At 60.2% G+C, this 23033-nt stretch carries 24 protein-coding genes; 12 read left to right on the forward strand and 12 right to left on the reverse strand.

Annotated elements, in window-relative coordinates; translation table 11 throughout:
• Positions 1-69: 69 nt before the first annotated feature.
• From E8K79_RS10200 to E8K79_RS10210, 3 genes are all read left to right on the forward strand, one after another.
• Positions 70-1542 (forward strand): ATP-binding protein, encoded by a 1473-nt coding sequence (locus tag E8K79_RS10200; RefSeq protein ID WP_136514654.1) that lies wholly within the window; start codon positions 70-72, stop codon positions 1540-1542.
• On the forward strand, positions 1539-2219 hold the full coding sequence (locus E8K79_RS10205) for a response regulator (RefSeq protein ID WP_136514655.1): 681 nt from the start codon (positions 1539-1541) through the stop codon (positions 2217-2219). Before E8K79_RS10200 ends, E8K79_RS10205 begins: the two co-directional genes overlap by 4 nt.
• A gap of 295 nt (positions 2220-2514) precedes the next feature.
• Positions 2515-4191: a methyl-accepting chemotaxis protein gene (locus tag E8K79_RS10210; RefSeq protein WP_136514656.1), complete on the forward strand. Its 1677-nt coding sequence runs from the start codon at positions 2515-2517 to the stop codon at positions 4189-4191.
• Between the two features lie 127 nt (positions 4192-4318).
• Here E8K79_RS10210 and E8K79_RS10215 read toward each other — a convergent pair whose 3' ends face one another.
• The 4 genes from E8K79_RS10215 to E8K79_RS10230 are packed head-to-tail and all read right to left on the reverse strand — an operon-like array spanning position 4319 to position 6887.
• Positions 4319-4627, reverse strand: coding sequence for a hypothetical protein (locus E8K79_RS10215; protein ID WP_136514657.1), 309 nt, complete (start codon positions 4625-4627; stop codon positions 4319-4321).
• Positions 4628-4637: 10 nt separating this feature from the next.
• Complete coding sequence (locus E8K79_RS10220; RefSeq protein ID WP_136514658.1) at positions 4638-5291, reverse strand: CBS domain-containing protein; 654 nt, start codon at positions 5289-5291, stop codon at positions 4638-4640.
• Between the two features lie 38 nt (positions 5292-5329).
• Positions 5330-5953 carry a DUF4124 domain-containing protein gene (locus E8K79_RS10225; protein ID WP_136514659.1) on the reverse strand — a complete coding sequence of 208 codons (624 nt, stop codon included), beginning with the start codon at positions 5951-5953 and terminating at the stop codon, positions 5330-5332.
• A 58-nt stretch (positions 5954-6011) separates the two neighbouring features.
• Positions 6012-6887, reverse strand: coding sequence for a methylenetetrahydrofolate reductase (locus tag E8K79_RS10230; RefSeq protein WP_135870564.1), 876 nt, complete (start codon positions 6885-6887; stop codon positions 6012-6014).
• Positions 6888-7125: 238 nt separating this feature from the next.
• Here E8K79_RS10230 and E8K79_RS10235 point away from each other — a divergent pair, with 238 nt between their 5' ends.
• A complete protein-coding gene (locus E8K79_RS10235) occupies positions 7126-8760 on the forward strand; it encodes an ABC-F family ATP-binding cassette domain-containing protein (protein ID WP_135870563.1) in 1635 nt (544 codons plus the stop codon).
• Positions 8761-8957: 197 nt separating this feature from the next.
• Here the strand turns inward: E8K79_RS10235 and E8K79_RS10240 are convergent, their stop codons facing one another.
• The 3 genes from E8K79_RS10240 to E8K79_RS10250 all read right to left on the reverse strand — a co-directional run bounded on the left by E8K79_RS10240 (position 8958) and on the right by E8K79_RS10250 (position 11168).
• Complete coding sequence (locus tag E8K79_RS10240; protein WP_135870562.1) at positions 8958-9569, reverse strand: MarC family protein; 612 nt, start codon at positions 9567-9569, stop codon at positions 8958-8960.
• A gap of 137 nt (positions 9570-9706) precedes the next feature.
• Entirely contained in the window at positions 9707-10696 is a 990-nt protein-coding gene (locus E8K79_RS10245) for an NAD(P)H-quinone oxidoreductase (RefSeq protein ID WP_136514660.1), read from the reverse strand.
• Between the two features lie 127 nt (positions 10697-10823).
• Positions 10824-11168, reverse strand: coding sequence for a hypothetical protein (locus E8K79_RS10250; protein ID WP_246038087.1), 345 nt, complete (start codon positions 11166-11168; stop codon positions 10824-10826).
• Between the two features lie 163 nt (positions 11169-11331).
• On the opposite strand from E8K79_RS10250, the gene E8K79_RS10255 reads away from it, so the two are divergent.
• The 5 genes from E8K79_RS10255 to E8K79_RS10275 all read left to right on the forward strand — a co-directional run bounded on the left by E8K79_RS10255 (position 11332) and on the right by E8K79_RS10275 (position 15591).
• The gene (locus E8K79_RS10255) at positions 11332-12075 is read left to right on the forward strand and encodes a YebC/PmpR family DNA-binding transcriptional regulator (protein WP_135870559.1); all 744 of its coding nucleotides are present in this window, start codon (positions 11332-11334) and stop codon (positions 12073-12075) included.
• Positions 12076-12195: 120 nt separating this feature from the next.
• Entirely contained in the window at positions 12196-12690 is a 495-nt protein-coding gene (ruvC, locus tag E8K79_RS10260) for a crossover junction endodeoxyribonuclease RuvC (RefSeq protein ID WP_136514661.1), read from the forward strand.
• 61 nt (positions 12691-12751) lie between these two features.
• Positions 12752-13354 carry a Holliday junction branch migration protein RuvA gene (gene ruvA, locus E8K79_RS10265; protein WP_136514662.1) on the forward strand — a complete coding sequence of 201 codons (603 nt, stop codon included), beginning with the start codon at positions 12752-12754 and terminating at the stop codon, positions 13352-13354.
• A 505-nt stretch (positions 13355-13859) separates the two neighbouring features.
• Entirely contained in the window at positions 13860-14876 is a 1017-nt protein-coding gene (gene ruvB / locus E8K79_RS10270) for a Holliday junction branch migration DNA helicase RuvB (RefSeq protein ID WP_135870556.1), read from the forward strand.
• A 7-nt stretch (positions 14877-14883) separates the two neighbouring features.
• Positions 14884-15591, forward strand: coding sequence for a DnaA/Hda family protein (locus E8K79_RS10275; protein WP_136514663.1), 708 nt, complete (start codon positions 14884-14886; stop codon positions 15589-15591).
• Between the two features lie 202 nt (positions 15592-15793).
• Here E8K79_RS10275 and E8K79_RS10280 read toward each other — a convergent pair whose 3' ends face one another.
• The 4 genes from E8K79_RS10280 to trpB all read right to left on the reverse strand — a co-directional run bounded on the left by E8K79_RS10280 (position 15794) and on the right by trpB (position 20566).
• The gene (locus tag E8K79_RS10280) at positions 15794-17698 is read right to left on the reverse strand and encodes an ABC-F family ATP-binding cassette domain-containing protein (protein WP_136514664.1); all 1905 of its coding nucleotides are present in this window, start codon (positions 17696-17698) and stop codon (positions 15794-15796) included.
• Positions 17699-17848: 150 nt separating this feature from the next.
• Positions 17849-18343, reverse strand: coding sequence for an LEA type 2 family protein (locus E8K79_RS10285; protein ID WP_136514665.1), 495 nt, complete (start codon positions 18341-18343; stop codon positions 17849-17851).
• Positions 18344-18442: 99 nt separating this feature from the next.
• Positions 18443-19132, reverse strand: coding sequence for a transglycosylase SLT domain-containing protein (locus E8K79_RS10290; protein ID WP_136514666.1), 690 nt, complete (start codon positions 19130-19132; stop codon positions 18443-18445).
• 243 nt (positions 19133-19375) lie between these two features.
• Positions 19376-20566 carry a tryptophan synthase subunit beta gene (gene trpB / locus E8K79_RS10295; RefSeq protein WP_136514667.1) on the reverse strand — a complete coding sequence of 397 codons (1191 nt, stop codon included), beginning with the start codon at positions 20564-20566 and terminating at the stop codon, positions 19376-19378.
• A gap of 264 nt (positions 20567-20830) precedes the next feature.
• On the opposite strand from trpB, the gene E8K79_RS10300 reads away from it, so the two are divergent.
• Positions 20831-21307 carry a tRNA (cytidine(34)-2'-O)-methyltransferase gene (locus tag E8K79_RS10300; RefSeq protein WP_136514668.1) on the forward strand — a complete coding sequence of 159 codons (477 nt, stop codon included), beginning with the start codon at positions 20831-20833 and terminating at the stop codon, positions 21305-21307.
• Between the two features lie 65 nt (positions 21308-21372).
• Positions 21373-21708, forward strand: a complete 336-nt coding sequence (locus tag E8K79_RS10305; protein ID WP_136514669.1) for a cupin domain-containing protein — start codon at positions 21373-21375, stop codon at positions 21706-21708.
• Here E8K79_RS10305 and E8K79_RS10310 read toward each other — a convergent pair.
• Positions 21701-22285: an exopolysaccharide biosynthesis protein gene (locus E8K79_RS10310; protein ID WP_136514670.1), complete on the reverse strand. Its 585-nt coding sequence runs from the start codon at positions 22283-22285 to the stop codon at positions 21701-21703. The genes E8K79_RS10305 and E8K79_RS10310 overlap by 8 nt on opposite strands.
• 211 nt (positions 22286-22496) lie before the next feature.
• On the opposite strand from E8K79_RS10310, the gene E8K79_RS10315 reads away from it, so the two are divergent.
• The gene (locus E8K79_RS10315) at positions 22497-22997 is read left to right on the forward strand and encodes a rubrerythrin family protein (RefSeq protein ID WP_135870547.1); all 501 of its coding nucleotides are present in this window, start codon (positions 22497-22499) and stop codon (positions 22995-22997) included.
• Positions 22998-23033: the final 36 nt, after the last annotated feature.

The following is a 23033-nucleotide window of genomic DNA, read 5'->3' on the forward strand; positions in this document are numbered from 1 at the left end:
GATGCAATGGAAGAATCACGACAACTGTGTTAATAACAAATTGTGTAGCGAATTTAACGGTGGATCGTCATGAAGATAAAGATCAAATACAGACTCTTTTGCGCCATACTGGCAGCGACCGGTGTCGTCGTGATCAGTATGTTCCTCATCATGCAGTGGAGCGTCGGGCGCGGCTTTCTCGCCTACGTCAACACCATGGAGAAGGACCGCCTGCAGCGGCTGGCACACGTGTTGGAGCGCTCCTACGACAGCAACGGGAGTTGGGAGTTTCTGCGCGGGAACCCCGAGATGTGGCCGGAGCTGCTTGCATCGACCCGCGAAGGACGCGAAGGACGAGAGGGGCGCGAAAGCGGTGAAACGGAGAACGTTCAGCGCCGCATGGGACGGCGCGACATGACCTTCTCCAACCTAAGCGGCCAGGGACGGCACATGCCGCAACGTTTCGCCTACCGTTTCGAGGCGCGCGTGGTGCTGCTCGATGCCAACAAATCGCCCATAGTAGGTACCCCCGGCAACCTGGACAGTGCGCAGATGAGAAAACTCACCAGCGGCGGCGACCTGATAGGTTACGTGGCGCTCCGCCCGAGGCAGCGCCTCACCGACACCTATCAGCTCCTCTTCGTGAAGCAGCAAAAACTCACCATGGGGCTCGTCGCCGTCATCATGCTCCTGGTCTCGGCGGCGCTCTCCCTGCCGCTCTCGAACCGCCTGGTCGAGCCGATCAAACGGCTCGCCGCCTCCATGCACCGCCTTGCCTCCGGCGAGTTCGGCACGAGGGTTCCGGTGTGGTCACAGGACGAATTGGGACAGCTCGCGCGCGATTTCAACACGCTCGCCCTCGCCCTGGAAAACAACGAGCGGGCACGCCGGCGCTACCTGGCCGACATATCCCACGAGCTGCGCACCCCCCTTTCCATCCTGCGGGGCGAGATCGAGGCGCTGCAGGACGGCGTGCGCCCCATGGGTCCAGAATCCATGCGCTCGCTGCACGCCGAGGTGATGCACTTGAACCGGCTGGTCGAGGACCTGTACCAGATATCCATGTCCGACATCGGCGCGCTCAACTACCGAAAGGAGATGCTGGACCTCACCGAACTCCTGGAGGATGCCCTGGACCCCTTCGCCCAGGAATTCAAGAACAAGGGTGTCGCTCTCTTTCCGGGACTTCCGGACGGCGAGTTCCCCGTCTTCGCCGACCCGGTGCGGCTCAACCAGCTCTTCACGAACCTTTTGGAGAATTCACTCAAGTACACCGACGCCGGAGGTGAGCTGTCGGTGCGACTTACGCGTCGTGAGGCCTTCGCCGTGATCGAGTTCGCCGACAGCGCGCCGGGCGTGCCGCCGGACGATCTGGAGCGGCTTTTCGAACGCCTCTACCGGGTGGAAAGCTCCCGGAACCGATCCTTGGGCGGAGCGGGCCTGGGCCTTGCCATCTGCAAGAACATCGTCGAAGCACACGAGGGGACCATAGCGGCGCTCCCCTCCCCCACTGGCGGGATCCTGGTGCGGGTAGAACTGCCGCTTGCGGGGAACGTGACATGACACAGACCATCATGATCGTCGAGGACGAGGAGAAGCTCGCGAGCCTTCTGGCGGATTACCTCAGGCAGTCCGGTTTCGAAACGGTGTGGATTGGAAACGGCACCGACGTGGTGCCGCGGGTGAAGGAAAGGCAGCCGGACCTCATACTGCTGGACCTGATGCTTCCGGGGCGGGACGGCCTGGAGATCTGCAAGGAGATCCGCACCTTCTTACAGCTCCCCATCATCATGATCACCGCCCGGGTGGAGGAAATCGACCGGCTGCTGGGCCTCGAGCTCGGGGCGGACGACTACATCTGCAAGCCCTTCAGCCCCCGTGAGGTAGTGGCCCGGGTGAAGACGGTGCTGCGTAGAAGCGGCGAGCATCCAGCCCCCGCGGCAGGCGGCCTCATCCTCGACCCGGAGCGCTACTCGGCACAGTGGAAAGGGCACGACCTCGACCTGACCGTGGTCGAATTCAAGCTCTTGCACTTTCTCTACCAGAACCCGGGGCGCATCTACTCGCGCACCCAGCTCATGGACCGGATCTATTCGGACCAGCGCATCGTGAGCGACCGCACCATCGACAGCCACATCAAGAAGCTGCGCAAGAAGATCGCCGCCGTGGCCCCTGAAGAGGAGTTGATCCATTCCATCTACGGCGCCGGGTACAAATACGAACCGCCGGGGGCGTCCTAGCCCCCCACTCACCCCTCTTTTTCGCCCCGCCTTATTTTGCCGTTCAGGCAATGAGCCTCGCGTTGTACTCTCAGCGATCGGTTATTGCCAAACTACGTTTGAAAAATTTCCTTAAAGTAGACATAAATTCGCACCGATACCCTCATTGACACCCGATGATTGTGACAATGGCGCTTGCCGTACCGTTATTGGCTACAGGAAAAAGCGTACCATATCCTAGCAAAAGTACCATTCACTCTCACTGCGTCGGGTCGATTGCTTGCAGTAAGTGGCAACAGCCTTGAGGAGGGCCAGAATGTTAAAAAACATGAAAATCGGTACCAGGTTGATGCTCTGTTTCAGTCTCGTCACCATGCTGCTTTTGATAGTCGCAGGGACCGGCTATTGGGGGGTCAAGGAAGGTGAGACCACCATGGTGACAGTCCTCGACGGCGACGCCAAGATCGCGGAACACGCTTCCAGGGCGAGGGCGAACGTGGTGGGCATGAGGCGCTATGAAAAGGACATGTTCCTTAACATCACGAACGCCAAGGCGGTCGAGGAGTACCATGCCAAGTGGAGCGAGGAAGCGGGCAAGCTCACCGACCGGATTGCCGATCTGGAAAAGGTGGTGCACAAAAAGGATGATTTGGAGCAGACAAAGATCATCAAGGACAACTTTGCAAGCTATAAAGCCGGTTTCAACAAGGTAGCCGCCTCGATACTGGATGGGAAGCTGAAGGATCCGGCTGCGGCCAACGCGGCGATCGCCGCCTTCAAGGATGAAAGCCACAAGATGGAGAGCACAGCGATCCTGATGGCCCAGGAGTCCAACAAGACCATGGAACAGGAGAAGGGAGAGGTTCAAAAGGCTACCCAGCACGTGGTATTGCTGCTGGTCAGCATCTCCCTCATCGCCGTTTTGTTTGCCGTCGCGCTCAGCATCCTGGTAACAGGCAGCATCAAAAAGCCGCTGCAGATCGGGGTCGACACGGCGAACCGTCTCGCCGACGGCGACCTGACCATCGAGATCGGGCAGACCTCAAAGGACGAGACCGGCCAGTTGCTTGCCTCGATGAAATCAATGCTCAACAAGCTTAGGGAGGTGGTTACCGAGGTGAAGGCTGCCACCGACTACGTGGCGCAGGGAAGCCAGGAGCTATCCTCCAGTTCCGAGGAGATGTCGCAGGGTGCCAGCGAGCAGGCGGCGGCGGCCGAGGAAGCCTCTTCCAGCATGGAACAGATGACCTCAAACATCCGGCAAAACGCCGACAACGCCATCCAGACCGAGAAGATCGCGGTGAAGTCGGCGGAGGACGCGAAAGAAGGCGGCAAGGCGGTCCTGGAAACGGTGCACGCCATGAAGGAGATCGCCAGCAAGATCAACATCATCGAGGAGATCGCGCGTCAGACCAACCTCCTCGCGCTTAACGCCGCCATCGAGGCGGCACGCGCCGGCGAGCACGGCAAGGGGTTCGCGGTGGTGGCAAGCGAGGTGAGAAAGCTCGCCGAGCGGAGCCAGAAGGCGGCAGGGGAGATCTCAGAATTGTCCGCCAACAGCGTCAACATAGCCGAACGCGCGGGCGAACTTTTGGCCAAGATGGTGCCAGACATCCAGAGAACCGCCGAACTGGTCCAGGAGATCAGCGCCGCCAGCCGCGAGCAGGATACCGGTGCCGAGCAGATCAACAAGGCGATCCAGCAACTCGACCAGGTCATCCAGCAAAACGCCAGCGCCTCCGAAGAGATGTCCTCGACCGCGGAGGAACTCGCCTCGCAGGCCGAACAGTTACAAGGGACCATCGCCTTCTTCAACATCGGTGAAATGGGGAGAGGCAGGGGCAGGGGCGGCGCAAAGGCGGCCAAAACCGCGCAAAAACAACCTGCGAAGACGATGACCGCGGCAAAGAGCACGCCCCATCCGGCCGGCGCGCACCTCGGCAAAGCGGTCGGTGCCGACCTCGACATGGACGAGGAGTTCGAGAGGTTCTAAAAAATCTGCAGGCGCAATGAAAAAAGCCGGGTGCCCCGGTGACCATCTAGGTCGCCTCGGCACCCGGCTTTTTTTCTTCCCGCACCGTCCTTTAGGCACCGGCGGCTGGGCGAATGATTATTCGCCCCTACAGAAGCTCCACCTCGCTCACCCGCACTATCAAAAGCGCCTGACGGAACGCTGCAGTCAGTTGCTTTCTGTACTTCGTCCACCAGGCCCGGTCCAGCGTCTCGGTCATCACCTCGTATATGACGATGTCGTCATGGACCGTGGTATCCTTGGTCTCCTTCCAGAGCCCGCGCGCCGGCGAGCGCATGTAGGTGGTAATGCCGCCGAAACGCTCGGACAGCTCGTCGCGTACCTTGAGGAACTCGTCCTGGGTGAACGGCTGTCCCTCGTTGTCGTAAAGCGGCAGGAGGATCTGGATCAGGTGCATGATACCCCCGCTACGAAGTTTCGCGCACGTCCATGATTTCCCTTACGTGCGGACGGATCGCCTCAACCAGCTTCTCCTTGGGAACCCCCTGAACCTTAAAGGTGTTCACCCAGGTGTCGCTCGTGTTGCCGTCGACCTCGCTGAAGCCGAGCCCCACGATGTCACCCCCCGCCTCGTAGATGGTCTTCGCGACGTCGGCCAGGGTTCCTTTCGCGCCGGTGGTGGCGACGGTGATGCGTACGCCCTTGCGGCGCCCACCCAAAAGCTCGAGAAGGATATTGAAGAGGTCGGACTCGGTGATGATGCCGACGAGCTTGCCGTCGGTAACCACCGGCAGGCCGCCGATCCTGCTGTCCACCATGATGCGCGCGGCCTCCTCCAGAGGGGTGTCCTCGGAAACGGTGATCACGTCCTTTGCCATGCACTTCTCTACCGTGAGCTTGGCTAACAGGTCGTGGATCTCCCATATGGCGAGCGAGGTGGCCGGTGAGGGGGAGGCTTGAAGCAGATCGCGGTCCGATACGATCCCGACCAGTCGGCCGGAACGGTCTACTACGGGGAGGCGCCGGATCTTCTTTTCCCCCATCAGACGCAGCCCTTCGGTCACCGAAATGTCCGGAATGATGGTTATCGGGTTTTTTGTCATCCTGTCTCGTACTAGCATTGTGGCACCCTCCTAGATGTATTGTGCTGCAGCCGGCTTCATTGCCGATTCATGTTTTCCGAAGACGGTACGGCGGACGGCAGTGAGGATCCCTCAGGGGCCGCCACACCGCCCTCGGGAACCTCGCGGTTGGAAGCTTTCTTCATCATGATCACCGCCCGGTCCTTGAGCTTCATGCTCCCGTCGACCAGGTAAGTCACGTAACTCTTGTAAAGGAACACCATGACGCCCGCGAAAAAGGAGATGTAGATAACCCTTGAGAGCATGGGAGAGGAGAGCCAGGAGGCAAGCTTCACGACAGATAGAAACAGCAGTGTTATCGCCGCGACGACGGCAAGCGGTTTGATCCACACATGCCGCGAGGCCAACTGGGCGAAAAGTCCCTGTTTCTGCTCCGACGCCTCCTGCGACGCCGACACGCTCTCACTGGCGGAATCGAGAGCTGGAGCCGCTTGGCCGGCGGCCTCCTTTTTCGGCTCTTCACGTATCACCCTCATGGATGCACGGAATTTTGGGGGGACCGACTCGAGGCGGTTCGTCATGTGAACGACACCGCGGCTATCGGTGTACCTGTAGTAATCGGCGAGAAGTCGTGATGGGAATGTACAGGAAAGGCAAATGGCTACGAACAGCAGAAGTGGCAGTAGTACGTTCTTATTCATCTTCCCTCCCAACAACGGCTATTTCAGCCGCCATCACATTGAAAATTGCATCACACTCCTACGGTAACAGTCCATCGACCAGATCAAGCACGACCTGATCGCGGTTCAACGTGTAGATGTGCACCCCAGGGACCCCAGCGGCCAGAAGCTCCTCGGCCTGTTTGCGCGCATGCGCGACACCAACCTTCTGCACCGCGGCCGCCCCACCCCGGCGATCGGCTTCCTCCAGCTCGGCGAGGTACGCCGCGGGGAGTGTCGCCCCGCAAAGCGAGATGATGCGCTGGATCACCTTGAGGCTCACCACCGGGATGATACCGGGAATGATAGGCTTGTCAACGCCGATGGAACGGGCCTTGGCGACGAAATCGAAGTAGTGATCGTTGTCGAAGAAGAGCTGGGTGATGGCGAAGTCCCCACCCTGGTCCAGCTTGAGCTTCAGGTACGAAAGGTCGTGCTCCGCGTCAACCGCATCCGGGTGCACCTCGGGATACCCCGCGACGCCTATTCCAAGGTCCGGGTGGCACTCCTTGATGAAGGCGGCGAGGTCGGAGGCGTGCAGGAGGGTACGGCAGGCGGAGAACTCCGGCGGGGCGTCCTGCGGAAGATCGCCTCTAAGGGCAAGTACGTTGTCGACCCCGGTCGCTACCAGCCGATCCAGGAAGAGCTGCAGGTCGCCGCGGTAGGCGCCGATGCAGGTGAGATGCGCCATGGTGTCGAGGCCGTGCTCGTTTCTCAGCCGGCTCACGATCTCGAGGGTGTCCCCCTTGGTGCTTCCGCCGGCGCCGTAGGTGACCGAGGCGAAGAGCGGCTGCAACTGCGCCAAGCGGTCCGCCACCCGGAAGAAGGCGGGCCATTCGTTCTTATCTTTTGGTGGAAAGAATTCAAGGGAGATGAACTGCTTTTGCAGGCGGTCCATCTTTTCAACTATCTTCATGCAATCTCCGTAGCTGATCCGTCCGCCACGCATCACGACGCTTGTGACAGACGTCTTTGTCTCCTCGACAGGGACGAAGTGGACTTTAGCATTTTTTTATAAGGAAATCGACTACAGTGTGCCGTGTCACAAAGGCAAAAAATACGTTGCCCCGCGGGTGAAAGGGATGTTATAAGGGTAAGATTCTCGACCACAGGCAACCCTGTGGTTTTTTCATTTTTCGCAGAAGGAGCACCGCATGATCAGCGCATCAAACGTCACCCTCGCCTACGGCAAGAGGGTGCTCTTCAAGGACGTAAACATAAAGTTCACCCCGGGCAACTGCTACGGGCTGATCGGCGCCAACGGCGCGGGGAAGTCCACCTTCCTGAAGATCCTCGCCGGCGACATCGACCCGGACAAGGGGGAGGTCTCGATCGGCAAGGGTAGGCTCGCGGTCCTGAAGCAGGACCAGTTCGCTTACGACGAGCACACCGTGTTCAACACCGTCATCATGGGGCACAAGAAACTCTATGAGGTGATGGCGGAGCGCGAGGCGATCTACTCGAAGCCGGAGTTCAGCGAGGAGGACGGCATCCGTTCCGCCGAACTGGAGGCCGAATTCGCCGAGATGAACGGCTACGAGGCGGAGAGCGAGGCAGCAGTACTCCTGAACGGCCTCGGTATCCCCGAGGAGTTGCGCGGCAAGCTGATGAAGGAACTGGAAGCGGGTGACAAGGTCCGCGTGCTTTTGGCACAGGCCCTCTTCGGGAACCCGGACGTGCTCCTTCTGGACGAGCCTACCAACCACCTGGACCTGAAATCGATCGCATGGCTTGAGGACTTCCTGTACCGCTTCCAGAACACCGTGATCGTCGTGTCCCACGACCGCCACTTCCTGAACCAGGTCTGCACCCATATAGCCGACATCGACTTCAGCCGCATCCAGGTTTACGTCGGAAACTACGACTTCTGGTACCAGGCGAGCCAGCTGAACCTGAAGCAGCGCCAGGACGATAGCAAGAAGGTCCAGGACAAGGCCGCCGAACTGAAGGAGTTCATCCAGCGCTTCTCGTCCAACGCATCGAAGGCGAAGCAGGCGACCTCCAGGAAGAAGCTTCTCGAGAAACTCACCATCGAGGACATGCCGGTATCCTCCCGCAAGTACCCGTACGTGGTCTTCAAGCCCGAGCGCCCCTGCGGCGACATCATCCTCGAGGTGAAGGGTCTCTCCAAGACGGTGGACGGGGTGCAGGTGTTCAAGAACCTCGACCTGATCGTCAGGAAAAACGACAAGATCGCCTTCGTGGGGAGCAACTCGCTCGCGAAGAGCACCCTGTTCCAGATCCTCGCGGGCGAACTCGAGCCGGACGAGGGTACCTACCGCTGGGGTATCACCATAACCAACGCGTACTTCCCCAAGGAGAACGGCGACTACTTCAAGGGGGACCTGAACCTGATCGAGTGGCTGGGGCAGTACTCCCCGCCGACCGAGGGCGAGAGCTTCGCGCGCGGCTTTTTGGGGAGGATGCTCTTCTCCGGCGACGAGGCGACCAAGAAGACCAGCGTCCTCTCCGGCGGCGAGCGGGTCCGCTGCATGCTCTCCAGGATGATGCTCGCCGGCGCGAACGCGCTGATCCTTGATGAGCCGACAAACCATCTGGACCTTGAGTCCATCACCGCCCTGAACAATGGTCTCATCTCCTACACCGAGGTGGTGCTCTTCTCCTCGCACGACCACGAGTTCGTCTCCACCGTGGCGAACCGGATCATCGAGATCACGCCGGTCGGCATCATCGACCGCGACATGAACTTCGACGACTACCTCGAGGACGCCGGCGTCATCGCCGAGCGCGAAAGGCTCTGCAACGGCCACGCCGAGCTCAGTCTGTAGTCGCCAGGCATTAGAAGCAGGAAAAACGAAGGGGGCTTCCGGTTACGGAAGCCCCCTTTTTAATTGTGCAATTCCCAAAGATACAGCAATCCCCCTCGCCCTTCGGGAGAGGGGCAGGGGTGAGGGCGTCGGCAGATGCGGCGCCCTCACCCGCCCTACGGGCACCCGGAGGAGAGGGAATTCGGCTTAGGGCTCTGTCACGCCCCGACCTTCAGGAAGTTCCTGACCCCGGTGAAGACGATCTGGGCGGCGAGCGCGGCGACGAAGAGACCGGTCAGCTTGCTCAGGATGGTGATCCCCTTCTTGCCGACGATGTGCTCGATGAAGGAGGCGCACACGAGCAGGATGCCGACGCACAAAACCGCCATGGCAAGGGCGGCAAGCCCGACGAACACCTGCCAGTTGTGCTGCACCTCCGCACCCATGACGAGGAGCGCGCCGGTCGTCCCCGGCCCGACGGTCACCGGGATCGCGAGGGGTACCACGGAGATGGCGTCGCGCTTCTCACTCGTAGGCGCGCTGTCGTCACCGTGCACCATGTGCACCGCGGAGAGGAAAAGAAGGCTCCCGGCGCCGATCCGGAAGGAGTCGAGCGTGATGCCGAAAAGGGAGAAGAGCGTGTTCCCGAAGGAGTAGAGGACGAAGCAGGCGACCATGACGGCGAGGGTCACCCGGAACGCGGTCGCGCGCCGCTCACGGGCGGTTAGCTCGGGGGTCATGGCGAGAAAGGTGGAGAGGACGAAGAAGGGAGTCAGCAGGAAGAAGAACCTGATCCACACGGTGAAGAAAAAATCCGAATAAGCTTCCATCCTGAAACTGCTCTCCTTTGTTGTAGGACCTCCATCCATACGGAGGGAGCAGTCGAGGTGCCCAAAGTTGTAGGGGCGAATGATTATTCGCCCCTACAGACACCTGCAAGCTTCCCCCCGCCAGGGGGAGGTTTCCGCTATTGCGCTACCTTCAGCACGATCTTGCCGAAGTGTTTGTCTTCTTCCATCATGCGGTGTGCTGCGACCACCTCTTCGATCGGGAACACCTTCTCGATGATCGGTACGATGGTGCGGTCGGCGAACTTCGGCATGGCGCGGCGCACGAACTCGGCCGCGATCTCGCCTTTCTCGGAGACGGGACGGGAGCGGAGCACGCTGCCGATGATCTGCTGGCGCTTCACCATCATGAGGGCCAAGTTCAGCTCCGCCTTGATGCCGGAGATGACGCCGATGACAACGAGCCTACCCTTGTACCCCAGGGAGTTCATATTGGGTCCCAGGTACTTGGCACCGACGTGGTCGAGGATCACGTCGACCCCCTTCTTGTTGGTGAACTCCTTCACGATCTCGGTGAAGTCCGGGTTCTCGCGGAAGTTGATCACGAGGTCAGCGCCGAGTTCCTTCACGCGTTCGATCTTCTCGGGGGAAGCGGTGACGATCAGCTTGGAGTTGGGCGCAAGCGCCTTGCAGAGCTGGATCGCCGCGGTGTTCACCCCGCCGCCGCCACCGTGCAAGAGCGCGGTCTCACCGTCCTGCAGTCCGCCGATCATGAAGACGTTCAAAAACGCCGTGATGTAAGACTCGCAGATGCAGGCGGCCTCTTCGAAGCTGACCGTTTCGGGAATCGCCATCAGATGGTTCGCATACGCCACGGCGTACTCGGCGTAACCGCCGCCGCCCACCAGCGACACCACGCGGTCACCCACCTTCCAGCCAGTGACGCCCGAACCGAGCGCCTCGATCACGCCGGCAACCTCGAGACCGAGGATCTCGGAATCGCCCGGCGGGGGGGGATACTTCCCTTCGCGCTGTACCAGGTCGGGACGGTTGATGGAGGTCGCGCAGACCTTTATCAGCACCTCGTTTTCCTTGGGTGCCGGCTTCTCCACCTCACCTACCTTGAGCACATCGACTCCGCCAAAGCCTTCCATCAGTACCGCTTTCATGGCCATCCTCCTATATGTTTTGAATTCATGGCGACCGGTGCACCGGCCGCGATAGTGTATACGGCGCACACTATCTCAAAAACAGCCGCCGATAATCAACGGAATTTTCTCAGGAGGAGGAAATAAATCAGCGGAATTTGATGGCGGTTCCCCGCGCGGTCATCTCGCTTCTGGGGAAGATGATGAAGGTTTCCGTCTCCACCTTCACCTCCGGGCTGATGACGGCGTCGGCTCCGATCTTGCCCGCCTCGGCACGCAGGGCGTCGTAGGCCCAGTTGTAGTCGGCGGGAGTCAGGGTTTCGGTGGTGAAGTCCCGAGTCCGGTGCACCTCTATCGTCCCCACCTTCTGGTAGGGGCGCGTCACCTCTTCCTCGGACAGGATGGGTGGCCCCTCGCCCGTGAAGACAACCCTGGCACAACCGGCGGTCAGAACCAGGCAAAGCAGCAAAAGCACAGGCAGGAAAGTTTTCAATGGCCGACAGTCCCTGTTCATTTTTCTCCCTGTCAGGACGAAAGTCCTATCTAGATCAATCCGGCAACACAGTTTAACCGCCATTTTCCCACTTTACAACAGCATTTTCAGCGTGATAGTATTTGGCGTTTCAATCACAAACTGATCGGAAAGGAAGCAGCTAATGTCAGGCCATAATAAATGGAGTACCATCAAACACAAGAAAGGCGCCGCGGATGCCAAGCGCGGCAAGATTTTTACCAAGTTGATCAAGGAGATCACCGTTGCCGCAAAACTGGGCGGTGGCGACCCGGATGGGAACCCGCGCCTGAGAACTGCTATCGATAAGGCCAAGGGCGAGAACATGCCGAAGGACAACGTCGAGCGCGCCATCAAGAAGGGTGCAGGCGGGATGGAAGGGGTCAACTACGAGGAGACCACCTACGAAGGGTACGGTCCGGGCGGCACCGCGGTGCTTGTCGAGGTCATGACCGACAACCGCAACCGCACCGTTTCCGACGTGCGCAGCACCTTCTCCAAGTGCAACGGCAACATGGGCGAGACCGGTTGCGTCTCCTGGCTCTTCGACAAGAAGGGGCTCCTCGTGTACCCCAAAACCACCGACTTCGACAAGCTCTTCGAGGCCTCCATCGAGGCGGGAGCCGACGACGTCGTCGATGAGGAAGAACAGTACGAAGTGCTGACCGATCCGAGCGCGTTCCACCAGGTGAAGACCGCGCTCGAGGCGGCCGGCTTCAAACCGGAGTCCGCGGAGATCACCATGATCCCGCAGACCATGGTTAAGCTCGACGGCAAGAATGCCGAGAACATGCTGAAGCTCATGGACCGTCTTGAGGACAACGATGACGTCCAGAACGTCTACGCCAACTTCGACATCTCCGCTGAGGACATGGAAAAGATGATGTAGCAAAGGCACGTCGTTTTGTGGTACTAAGAGCGCGGTGGCGCGGAGGAATTCCGCCCGCCGCGTTTTTGTTTTCTCAACTTCAAAGGCAAGCGGACAGCCTCCTGTCTGTTTCGGATTCCCATGATCATCCTCGGCATAGACCCAGGCTCGCGCAAGACCGGCTACGGCCTCATCTCAAAGCAGGGCAACCGCCTGATCCACATCGATAACGGTGCCATCTTCACCGACAAGGCGAAGGACTTCCCGCAGCGGCTGGAGAAGATCTTCTCCGGGCTTTCCGCCATCATCGCCGAGTACCAGCCGGAAGTGGTGGCGGTGGAAGACGTCTTTCTCGCGAAGAACGCCATGAGTGCGCTGAAGCTCGGCCAGGCACGCGGTGCGGCAATCGTCGCCGCGGTGAACGTGGGGCTCCCGGTGCACGAGTACACCGCCATGCAGGTCAAAAAGGCGGTGGTGGGAACCGGGCGCGCGGAGAAGTCGCAGGTGCAGCAGATGATCAAGGCGCTTTTGAACCTCCCGGAAATCGCCCAGGAGGACGCCTCCGACGCCCTGGCCGTAGCCATCTGCCACGCCCACTCCGCCGGCATCGGCGCCTTGCTGAAAAGCATCAGGTAGGCAAGCAGCGTCGGGCTCCACTTAAGTCGCATCGTCAATTGTGCATTGAACAGAGGTTTCCATGATCGCTCTTCTGACCGGCAAGATCGCCTATAAGGCCCCCGATTACGTCATCCTCGACGTGAACGGCGTCGGCTACCACGTCTTCATCCCCTTCTCCACCTACTACGCCCTTCCGGCCGAGGGGGGTGCCGCGACGCTGCAGATCCACACCTCGGTGAAGGAGGACGCCATCAACCTGTACGGTTTCCGCACGCTGCAGGAGAAGGAACTATTCCAGCTCCTGATCGGTGTCTCGGGCGTCGGCCCCAAACTCGCCAACGGCATCCTCTCCAACAGTGAGCCTGCGGAACTTGCCGACTCGCTGGTGAACGGCAACCTGGCGAGACTCTCGTCGATTCCGGGGATCGGGAAGAAAACGGCGGAACGCCTGGTGCTCGAACTGAAGGAAAAGATGAAGAAGCTCGGCATAGCGCATCCGGCGCCGGGGGGAGCCGCTCTTCCCGCGAAGCAGGAGGTGCGCGAGGACGTTCTCTCCGCGCTGATCAACCTCGGCTACAAGGAATCCGTCGTTCAAAAGGCGCTCACAGAGCTGAAAGTCTCGGAAGACGGTGTAACCGTCGAATCGCTCCTCAAGCAGGCCTTGAAAATCCTTATGAAATAGCAGGCGTCTCGTTCGGAATCCGTGGCAAAGAGAGGAATTAATCCGTTCCCAATAGTGCCATCGGAAAGATGTCAGGCCAGAACCGTGCAATCCCCATCCGGACAGTGCAATCCCCATCCGGACAGTGCAATTTCCGTCCGGAACAGTGAGTTTCCATCCGGAATAGTGAAGTTTCCGTCCGGAACAGTGAAGTTTCTATCCGGAACAGTGAAGTTTCCGCCCGGGCCAGTGCAATTCCCATTCGGTACAGTGAAGTTTCCATGCGGGAACAGTGCAATTCCCATCCGGAATAGTGGGATTCCGTTCGAACCGTGTAATCTTGCCTCCCAATCCAACTGCGTCACGCCCCCACCCCCCAGTCCCAAACGGAAAGGGGCAACTTCCCCCACCGATTTTGGCGGCTCCGCCTCCACCACGTAACCGGGCATCCCCCTTGACCTTTACCGCCAACTGTTATACCTTGGCACCCTGCTAAGAGGCGGTAAAAGCCGCAAGAAGGAGAGGTATGACCACCCGCTTTATCAGCGCCGAGAGAACCGAAGAAGACCTCCTCGAGGCATCGCTGCGCCCCCGCGCGCTGGCGGACTACGTGGGGCAGGAAAAGGCGAAAGGAAACCTCGGGCTCTTCATCGACGCCGCGCGCGGCAGGGGCGAGGCGCTGGATCACGTTCTTCTTTACGGCCCGCCGGGACTGGGCAAGACCACCCTCGCCAACATCATCGCCTGCGAGATGGGGGTGAACATAAAATCCACCTCCGGCCCGGTGATCGAGCGCCCCGGCGACCTCGCCGCCATCCTCACCAACCTGGAACCGCACGACGTCCTCTTCATCGACGAGATCCACCGTCTCTCCCATGTGGTGGAGGAGATCCTCTACCCCGCCATGGAAGACTTCCAGCTCGACATCATCATCGGACAGGGGCCGAGTGCCCGTACCATCAAGCTCGACCTCCCGAAGTTCACCCTGGTGGGCGCCACCACCCGCGCCGGGCTCCTCTCCTCCCCGCTTAGGGACCGCTTCGGCGTCATCTCACGCCTGGAGTTCTACACCCACGAGGAACTCGCCTTCATCATCACCCGTTCCGCGCGCATCTTCGGCATGGAGATCGCGCCGGACGGCGCCATGGAGCTAGCACGCAGGAGCCGTGGCACCCCAAGGATCGCGAACCGCCTTCTGCGCCGCGTGCGCGACTTCGCCCAGGTGCGCGCCAACGGCGTGATCACACGCGAGGTGGCGGACCAGGCCCTGGCCCTTCTCGAAATCGACGACATGGGGTTCGACTACATGGACCGCGCCATCCTTCTGACCATCATCGACAAGTTCGGCGGGGGGCCGGTGGGGCTCGACACCATCTCGGCCGCCATCAGCGAGGAGAGCGACACCATCGAGGACGTGTACGAGCCGTTTCTCATCCAGAACGGATTCCTGAACCGCACCCCGAGGGGGCGCGTCGCGACCGCTGCCGCCTACAGCCACTTCGGCAGGGTGGCGCCTGAGCCGCCGCAGGGCAAACTGTTTTAGGGGTCATATGCAGCTTATCTTCGATTTCCCCGTCGTCCCGCGCTTCGGATTTGAAAACTTCGTCGTCTGCAGCGGCAACAGGACCGCCTACCAGTTCGCCCAAAGGCTCGCCTCGGGCAGCGACGCGGAAAACCTCCTCTACGTCTACGGCCCCGAGGGATCGGGGAAAACTCACCTTCTGACCGCGCTTGCCGTCGCCCTGGAGGGGAGATACTTCTCCTTCCGTGACGCAGCGTCCCTCTACCGTGGCGACTTCCGCAATGAAGGCCCCTCTCCGCTCGCCGAGCACTTCGCCGGCGCCAACGCGCTCATCCTGGACGACTTGAACCTGTTGCCCGACAACCAGGAGGTCCGCGTCGAGCTTTGGGAACTCTTCAACGCCTTCTACAGCGCCGGGAAAAAGATCGTCATCTCCGGGCTCACCCCGCCCAAGGAGCTTCCCAACCTGGACGGGCACCTGACCAGTCGCCTGTTGTGGGGTCTCGTCGCCCGCATGGACGTCTCTGACGACGATTCAAGACGCATGATCCTGAAAAAGCTCGCCGAGGACCGGCAGATGGCCCTGCCGGACGACGTGATCGACGAGATGCTTTTGAAGGTGAGGCGCGACATCCCCTCGCTGGTCTATGCGCTGGAGACCATCAACCGCACCGCCATCGCCACGAAGAGAAAGGTGAGCCTGAGGCTCGCCAAGGAAATCTTCAAGAGTAATTGACGGTTGGAGCTTATGCCCGACCTTCGCCGACGAGCTCCCATCCCCTCTCCCCCCGGGAGAGGGACCAGGAAAGTCCCATCAATCTTAAGGCTGCAAACAACAAAGGCTTCTGAAGAGATCACACCTCCAGAAGCCTTTGTCATTTAAAGCCCGGCGTCATCGATCGGGCAGGTATCAGCTGCCAATCGTCAATCATCCATCGTCAATTGCCTTTCTTAGTTTCCAGCTCCTCCCACCGATCGAAGGCCTTGGCGAGTTCCGCCTCGAGCCTGCCGTAGTCAGCGGTGATGGTGGCTATGCCCCCCTCAACGGAGCCATAGCGTGAAGGATCGCCGAGGAGCGCTTCCACATCGGCGAACTCCTTTTCCAGCGTGGCGATTCTCACCTCCAGTTTCTCGAGCTCGATCCGCTCGGCATAGGTGAGCCCCTTCTTCGGCTTCTCCGCCTTCACCGCCTGGGCTTCCTTCTTCTCGACGCGCAGCGCCGAGGCCGCCTGCCGATTCGCTTCCCGGCGCTCCCGGTAGTTCGCGTAGTTCCCCTCGTAGAAGGTCACCTCCCCCTCCCCCTCCCCCTCGAAGGCAAGCACTCCGGTCGCCACCTTGTCCAGGAAGAAACGGTCGTGCGTCACCATCAGCACGCAGCCGGGAAAGGACGAGATGGAAGCATCGAGCAGCTGCAGGGTCGGGATGTCCAGGTCGTTGGTCGGCTCGTCGAGCACCAGGAGGTTCGAGTCCTGCAGCATGAGCCGCGCCAGGATGAGGCGGCTCTTTTCACCGCCGGAGAGGCTTCCGACCGGGCGCCTTCTATCCTCTGGGGAAAAGAGGAAGTCCTCGAGGTAGCCGATCTTGTGCCGCTTCTCGCCGTTGGCCGTGGTGACGTAGTCTCCCTCGCCGAAGAAGTCGTAGATGGTCTGGTTCGGGTCGAGCACCTCGCGCAGCTGGTCGAAGTAGGAGATGCGCGTTTTCTTGCCGACTACGACCTTCCCCTGGTCCGGCTCTTCCTCCCCCATGATCATCCGGATCAGGGTCGTCTTGCCGCAGCCGTTGGGGCCGATCACCCCGACCCGGTCGCCACGCTTCATGCCGAAGGAAAGCCGTTTCACGAGGTCTCTCGCGCCGAATGACTTGCTCACCCCGTCCAGTTCGAGGATGGTGCCGCCGAGTCCCTCCTCGGTGTTGAAGCCGATCTTCAGATCGCGGCGCGCCGGTCCGGAGAGGCTCTCCTCGAGGGCGTGGTAGCGGTCGATACGGGCTTTTTGTTTCGTGGAGCGCGCCGGGGGGCCGCGCCGGATCCAGTCGGTCTCGGTGCGCAGCAGGTTCAAAAGACGCGAGCGGCGTGTCGCCTCGTTCATGAGCCGCTCTTCCCTCTGGATCAGGTAGTTCGAGTAGCCGCCGGGATAGGAGATCATGCCGCCACGCTCGAGCTCGAGCATGCGCGTCACCACCTCGTCCAGGAAGTAGCGGTCGTGGGTGATCAGCATCACGGCGCCGGGGTAGGCCTTCAGATGATCCTGGAGCCACTGGGTCGTGTCGGCGTCCAGGTGGTTGGTAGGCTCGTCGAGGAGCAAAAGTTCCGGGGCCTGCAGCAGAAGCTTCGCCAGGGCAACGCGGCGCTTGGTGCCGCCGGAAAGGGTGCCGATGACCTGGTGCGGGTCGGGGAGCTGCAGATGGGTCATCATCTCGAGTACACGGTGGTCGGTGTTCCAGCCGCCATGGTGCTCGATCCAGACCGAGAGTTCACCCTGGCGTGCCAGGAGGCGATCCATGTCAGGCGGGTTCGCCGCCATCTTCTCGGAGAGCTCGTTGAAGCTCACCATGGCGGCACGGATCGCGGCGAGGCCGCTCTCTATCTCCGAGGCGACGGTGGCCTCGTCGTCAAGAACCGGTTCCTGGCTAAGATAGCCTACCGAGGCGCCGCGCTTCATGGCGATGGAGCCGCCGTCACGGTCCTCCAGCCCGGCGAGGATGGTAAGGAGGGTCGATTTGCCGGCGCCGTTCGCGCCGATCAGCCCAACCCGCTCGTCCTCCCCGATGGCGAAGGTCACGTCATCCAGAAGGACCCGCGAACCGAAGCTCTTGGAGAGCCCGGTGATATCAACAACGTTCATGTAAACTCCGTCTTTCAGCTAGAACACCCAACGTACCCGCCCCCGGAGGGGGAGGGACAGGGAGGGGGCTCGCAGGCCTCCCCCTCCCGACCTCCTCCCTCCGGAGGGAGGTGTGCCTAACCGTTTTCGTGGGGGGCAATTCATCAGGTATTAGAATTTGAAGAAGTCGGCGATTTTGCCGAAGATGGCTGCCGGGCGGTACTGCTTCGGAATGGCGTAGGTGCCGGTGTGCTTCACCGGGACGGACATCTGCCCGAGCGGGGTTTCGAGGTCGAGGCCGGCGGCCAGTTGGTAGGGTATCTTGTCCGGATCGGGCTTACGCTTCAGGATCTCCAGGAGGTCGGCGTAGGCCACGCGAATGGGGATGCGGACGTCCGTTTCCTCATTGGCCGGAAAGTTGATCTCCTCGCGTGCCCCCCCCTTCACGAGCGGCAGCGCCATCACCTTCAGGTCATAACTGTACCCGTAGAGCTTCAGGTCGAAGTTGTTCGGGTTTTTGAGTCTCAGGTAGACCTCCATGCCTGCCCCGGCGGGATCCACCGAGACCACACTCAGGTCCTTCATTACGACAACCGGCGTCTTGACCAGCGTATTGCACCCAGAAAGAACGGCTAACAGCAACAGCAGCAAAGCAAGTCTTCTCAAAACGGACTCCTGGAAAGGGGATTGGTGAAAAACAAAGCGGGCGAGCCCCGAAAGGAACCCGCCCACTATAGCACAACGTCTACTCAAACAGCAAAAGGACTATCGGTTGCTGGCAACCTGCATCAGCATGCCCCTTTGCATCTCCCGCAGTATCTCCGTGCGGAAGCGCTTACGGATTTTGTCATAGGCTCTGGCAGCCGGCCCTGTTCCACAATAGAGCCTTTTAGCACGGGCCTTGTTCCCACCGGCCATGTCGAGCTTCTCGTAAAGTTCCTTAACGGCCGCCTCAGCGCACTTCTCGTCGTCCCACATGTCCTGCGGTGTGAAGCCGTGGCTCTCGGCCCGTTCCGGCATCAACTGCCACACCCCAAGGGCACCCTTGGATGATACCGCTCTCGATGAGAGCTTGTGCCCGCCGGTTTCCGCCAGAGCTATCTCGGCCAAATCCAGCGGCGTGAAAATGGTTCCCTCCGTCTTCTCATAGCAGATTTCCGCGAGCCACTTGGCCCTTGCAGAGGTCGTCCTGCGGGCAAAGGTGGCGTATATTGCGGAAACCAGCTTCTTCCTCCCGTCGAGTTCAGTCTGTTTCGGAAGGTCCATCTGCACGGACGGGGCTGCAGGGGCTGTTTTGTCCCCCTGCTTCTCACTCCCTTCCGCCCAGGTCAACAGCGCCCGGTCCGACTCCGACACCGACGGAGTCACCGGTACCTGCGCCTGCTGCAGGTGGGACTGGTCGCACGATGCCGTCATCAGAAGCAACGCGACCAGCACTACAATTTTTCTTTTCATGATCAATTTTGTGATATGGCTTTTGCCGGCTTTAGGTAGTGATACTTAATGTCGGTAGTGAAGCCCGCGCCAATCATCTCCTTTCTCTAGAATCGCATTGGCTCGTCGCCAACCAGAGGTGTACTAGTGTAATCTATTCCGACTCTCTTGCAACCCTCACATTAATTTTTTGCAATCATCGAAAATAAGAAGGGAGGCCCGCCAGTGCGGCCCTCCCCCACTAAAGCCTCAAAATTTCGTATGTTAAAGCTGCACCCCCATAACATCAGCCACGGTATGGATGTCCTTATCGCCCCTGCCCGACAGACAGACGACGATGCTCTCGTTGGTGGAAAGTGTCGGAGCCAGACGCAGTGCGTGAGCCACGGCGTGGGAAGACTCCAGGGCGGGGATGATCCCCTCCTCGCGTGTTAGTACCTGGAACGCCTCCAGGGCCTCATCATCGGTGACCGAGACATAGCTTGCCCGGCCGAGCTCCTTGAGGTAGGAGTGTTCGGGGCCGACCCCCGGGTAGTCGAGGCCTGCGGAAATGGAGTGGGCGTGGGCGATCTGCCCGTACTCGTCCTGCAAAAGGTAGGTCTTGTTGCCGTGCAGCACCCCGACGCTGCCGGCGGAAAGCGGAGCGGCATGCTTGCCGCTTTCGATGCCGTACCCCGCGGCCTCGACGCCGATCATCTGCACGCTTGCATCATTGACGAAGGGGTGGAAGAGACCGATGGCGTTACTCCCGCCGCCCACGGCGGCCACTAGGTAATCGGGGAGCCGACCTTCGGCCTCTAAGTGCTGCTCGCGCGCCTCGCGGCCGATGATGGACTGGAAGTCGCGCACCATGACCGGATAGGGATGGGGTCCCGCGACGGTGCCGATGATGTAGAAGGTATCTTCCACGTAGGTCACCCACTGGCGCATCGCCTCGTTCATGGCGTCCTTGAGCGTTGCGGTGCCGGAACTTACCGGGGTCACCTTGGCACCGAGAAGCTTCATGCGGAACACGTTCAGCGACTGGCGGCGGATGTCTTCTTCACCCATGAAGACCTCGCACTCCATGCCGAAGAGGGCCGCTACGGTTGCCGTCGCCACACCGTGCTGCCCGGCGCCGGTCTCGGCGATCACCTTTTTCTTGCCCATGCGCTTCGCGAGCAGCGCCTGTCCGATGGTGTTGTTCACCTTGTGCGCGCCGGTGTGGTTCAGGTCTTCGCGCTTCAGATATATCTTCGCCCCGCCCATTTTCGCGGTGAGTTTCTCGGCCAGGTAGAGCGGATTCGGGCGCCCAACGTACTGACGGAGGTAATAGGCAAACTCCTCCTGAAACCCCTTTTCATTGCGAAAATGGTGGTACGCCTTCTCGAGTTCGAGCAAGGCCGGCATGAGCGTTTCGGAGACGTATCTGCCGCCGAAACGGCCGAAGTGTCCAGTGTGGTCAGGCGTGTCCAAGGTTGCCTCCAGTCGGTGTATGAGGGGGGCATAATAGACTATCTGTCGATAAATTGCAAGCTTACAGAGCACCCCCCCTAGGCAACCTACCGCCGTTACTCACTTTTAGCCGTTTCTCTTTGCCTTATTTTCGGCTTTGGGCTACATATAAACACTGTTTCTCGAGCTCATTTTCCAGGGTAAAAAACGCCCCCTGAGAGGACGATTTTTCCTCTGAGAGAGCCCTGTTTTCCACCCTGCCGATTAATCCTGAAGAGGTGACCGATGGCGTTGCAGAATCCATTTCACATAGTGCTGGTCGAACCAGAGATCCCGCCCAACACGGGCAACATAGCGAGGCTTTGCGGGGCGACCGGAACCATCCTGCACCTGGTGGGTAAGCTCGGCTTCTCCACCGACGACCGTTACCTGAAGCGGGCCGGGCTCGACTACTGGAGCGAGGTCGACATCCGTTACTGGGACAACCTGGAAGCCCTGATGGCCTCCTTCCCCGAGGGACGCTTCATCTATACCAGCAAGAAAGCGGACAAGAGCTACGTCGAGTTCTCCTTTCTTCCCGGCGATTTCATCGTCTTTGGCAAGGAGACTAAGGGGCTTCCCGAAGAACTCATCGCCGCAAACCCGGATACCGCGGTCAGGATCCCGATCATCGGCAAGGTGCGCAGCCTGAACCTCTCCACCTCGGCGGGGATCGTGCTTTACGAGGCGCTGCGACAGACCGGAGCGCTGCAAGGGGCGTAGCTCCCCTCCCCCGCCGGCGCGGCCGGTTCACTGGAGGAGGTGCTTATCTGAAAAAGGAGAGAGGGATGTTCGAAAAGAAGTGCGGCGAAGGGTATCGAGAAGTCCTGCCGGGGATCATGCAGAAGACCCTGGTGCACGGCGAAAAGACGCTGATGGTCGAGTTCCTGCTTACAAAGGGAGCCCTGCTTCCGATGCACAGCCATCCGCACGAGCAGACGGGATACTTAGTGAGCGGACAGATCAGGCTGACCATAGCCGGTGTCCCGCACGAGGTGCAGCCGGGGGACAGCTGGTGCATCGCGGGAGCGGCCGAGCATCGCGCCGAGATCATCGAGGACTCGGTGGCGATCGAGGTGTTCTCACCCGTGCGCAAGGAGTACCTTCCGGGCGGCGTCAGTTGAACTGGTAGATAACCACGCCGAAACTCACGGCGGTCACGGCGAAGGCGATGAGGGCCAACAGACCATCGCGGGAAATAAGCGCCAGGCCGAAAGCGGTGAGGGCGACCCCGGCGCCGTGTGCGGAGAAAGGGACCAACTCCATCATCGGCATGACGATCGCTATGACTGCACAGACAAACGAGATGAAGTATGTGCTCCCCCCCTGGATCAGGGCGGACATGCGCGGTCTCAACCAGCGGTCGATGAAGCGGGCTGAAGGACGCAACCACCGCACCGCCGTGTGCACCTTCTCTTTCGCCAGCGAGCGCCGCAGGACCCATTTCGGCAGCCAGAAGTGTTCCCTGCGAAAGAAGAGCTGCCCCGCAATCAGCAAGATGAAGATCCCCATCGTGGTAGGTACGCCCGGCATGCCGCTGATCGGGGAGGCGGCGATCACCCCCACCATGAGCAGCAAAGGTCCGAAGGATCGATCCCCCACCGATTCAACGATCTGCCCCAAGGAGACACGCCCCTCGTCGTCGGCCGATTGGTTGATGCGGTCCAGCATATCCTGAAGGTTGGTGATCTCGTTCGCCATACGGAGCCTCTCTCATACCGCCGTCAAAGCGCCCGCTAATACTGCCTTTCGCAGATTACATTGGATGCGACCAATGTCAAGAGCCTCCGCCAGCCCCATACCCTACCCAAAAACCGTATACATATCAGATAAATATAATGTTTCCCGTCCTTGACTGTGGAAGATCTCTGTCTATATTCAAACAGCACATTTTTATAACAGGGAGGAAGTGATGTCGACTAAGGAGAATCTTGCCGAAGCGTTTGCCGGGGAGAGTCAGGCAAACCGCAAATACCTTGCCTTTGCTGCGAAAGCCGAGGCGGAGGGGCTGCAGCAGGTAGCAAAACTGTTCCGTGCCGCGGCACATGCCGAGACGGTACATGCCCACGCGCACCTGCGCGCTATGGGGGGGATCAAGGGGACCGTGGAAAACCTCAAAGAAGCCATCGAAGGCGAAGGCTTCGAGTTCCAGCAGATGTACCCGCCCTTTCTCGAGCAGGCGAAAAATGAAGGAGATCGCGCGGCGGAGAACTCCTTCAAGTTCGCCCTCGCCGTCGAGGAGATACACCACGACTTGTACCAGCAGGCGCTGGCCGCCGTGCAAAATGGCGTCGATCTGGCGGACCGCCCGATCTATGTCTGCGAAGTCTGCGGCAACACGGTGTACGACGAGGCACCTGACAAGTGCGCCATCTGTCTTGTTCCGAAGGAAAAGTTCTCCAGGATCGCATAACGCGACGAGGGCGCGGCCGGCATCGGCTGCGCCCTT

Source organism: Geomonas edaphica (assembly GCF_004917075.1).
In the GTDB taxonomy this organism is placed as follows: Bacteria; Desulfobacterota; Desulfuromonadia; order Geobacterales; family Geobacteraceae; genus Geomonas; species Geomonas edaphica.

Coding starts and splice junctions, on each gene's coding strand:
- E8K79_RS10210 (WP_136514656.1), top strand. CDS start 2,515: ATGTTAAAAAACATGAAAATCGGTACCAGGTTGATGCTCTGTTTCAGT.
- ruvC (WP_136514661.1), top strand. CDS start 12,196: ATGATCATCCTCGGCATAGACCCAGGCTCGCGCAAGACCGGCTACGGC.
- E8K79_RS10280 (WP_136514664.1), bottom strand. CDS start 17,698: ATGAACGTTGTTGATATCACCGGGCTCTCCAAGAGCTTCGGTTCGCGG.
- E8K79_RS10220 (WP_136514658.1), bottom strand. CDS start 5,291: ATGCTAGTACGAGACAGGATGACAAAAAACCCGATAACCATCATTCCG.
- ruvB (WP_135870556.1), top strand. CDS start 13,860: ATGACCACCCGCTTTATCAGCGCCGAGAGAACCGAAGAAGACCTCCTC.
- E8K79_RS10255 (WP_135870559.1), top strand. CDS start 11,332: ATGTCAGGCCATAATAAATGGAGTACCATCAAACACAAGAAAGGCGCC.
- E8K79_RS10225 (WP_136514659.1), bottom strand. CDS start 5,953: ATGAATAAGAACGTACTACTGCCACTTCTGCTGTTCGTAGCCATTTGC.
- E8K79_RS10290 (WP_136514666.1), bottom strand. CDS start 19,132: ATGAAAAGAAAAATTGTAGTGCTGGTCGCGTTGCTTCTGATGACGGCA.
- E8K79_RS10230 (WP_135870564.1), bottom strand. CDS start 6,887: ATGAAGATAGTTGAAAAGATGGACCGCCTGCAAAAGCAGTTCATCTCC.
- E8K79_RS10245 (WP_136514660.1), bottom strand. CDS start 10,696: ATGAAAGCGGTACTGATGGAAGGCTTTGGCGGAGTCGATGTGCTCAAG.
- E8K79_RS10200 (WP_136514654.1), top strand. CDS start 70: ATGAAGATAAAGATCAAATACAGACTCTTTTGCGCCATACTGGCAGCG.
- E8K79_RS10300 (WP_136514668.1), top strand. CDS start 20,831: ATGGCGTTGCAGAATCCATTTCACATAGTGCTGGTCGAACCAGAGATC.
- E8K79_RS10315 (WP_135870547.1), top strand. CDS start 22,497: ATGTCGACTAAGGAGAATCTTGCCGAAGCGTTTGCCGGGGAGAGTCAG.
- E8K79_RS10215 (WP_136514657.1), bottom strand. CDS start 4,627: ATGCACCTGATCCAGATCCTCCTGCCGCTTTACGACAACGAGGGACAG.
- E8K79_RS10305 (WP_136514669.1), top strand. CDS start 21,373: ATGTTCGAAAAGAAGTGCGGCGAAGGGTATCGAGAAGTCCTGCCGGGG.
- E8K79_RS10275 (WP_136514663.1), top strand. CDS start 14,884: ATGCAGCTTATCTTCGATTTCCCCGTCGTCCCGCGCTTCGGATTTGAA.
- E8K79_RS10205 (WP_136514655.1), top strand. CDS start 1,539: ATGACACAGACCATCATGATCGTCGAGGACGAGGAGAAGCTCGCGAGC.
- E8K79_RS10235 (WP_135870563.1), top strand. CDS start 7,126: ATGATCAGCGCATCAAACGTCACCCTCGCCTACGGCAAGAGGGTGCTC.
- E8K79_RS10240 (WP_135870562.1), bottom strand. CDS start 9,569: ATGGAAGCTTATTCGGATTTTTTCTTCACCGTGTGGATCAGGTTCTTC.
- E8K79_RS10310 (WP_136514670.1), bottom strand. CDS start 22,285: ATGGCGAACGAGATCACCAACCTTCAGGATATGCTGGACCGCATCAAC.
- ruvA (WP_136514662.1), top strand. CDS start 12,752: ATGATCGCTCTTCTGACCGGCAAGATCGCCTATAAGGCCCCCGATTAC.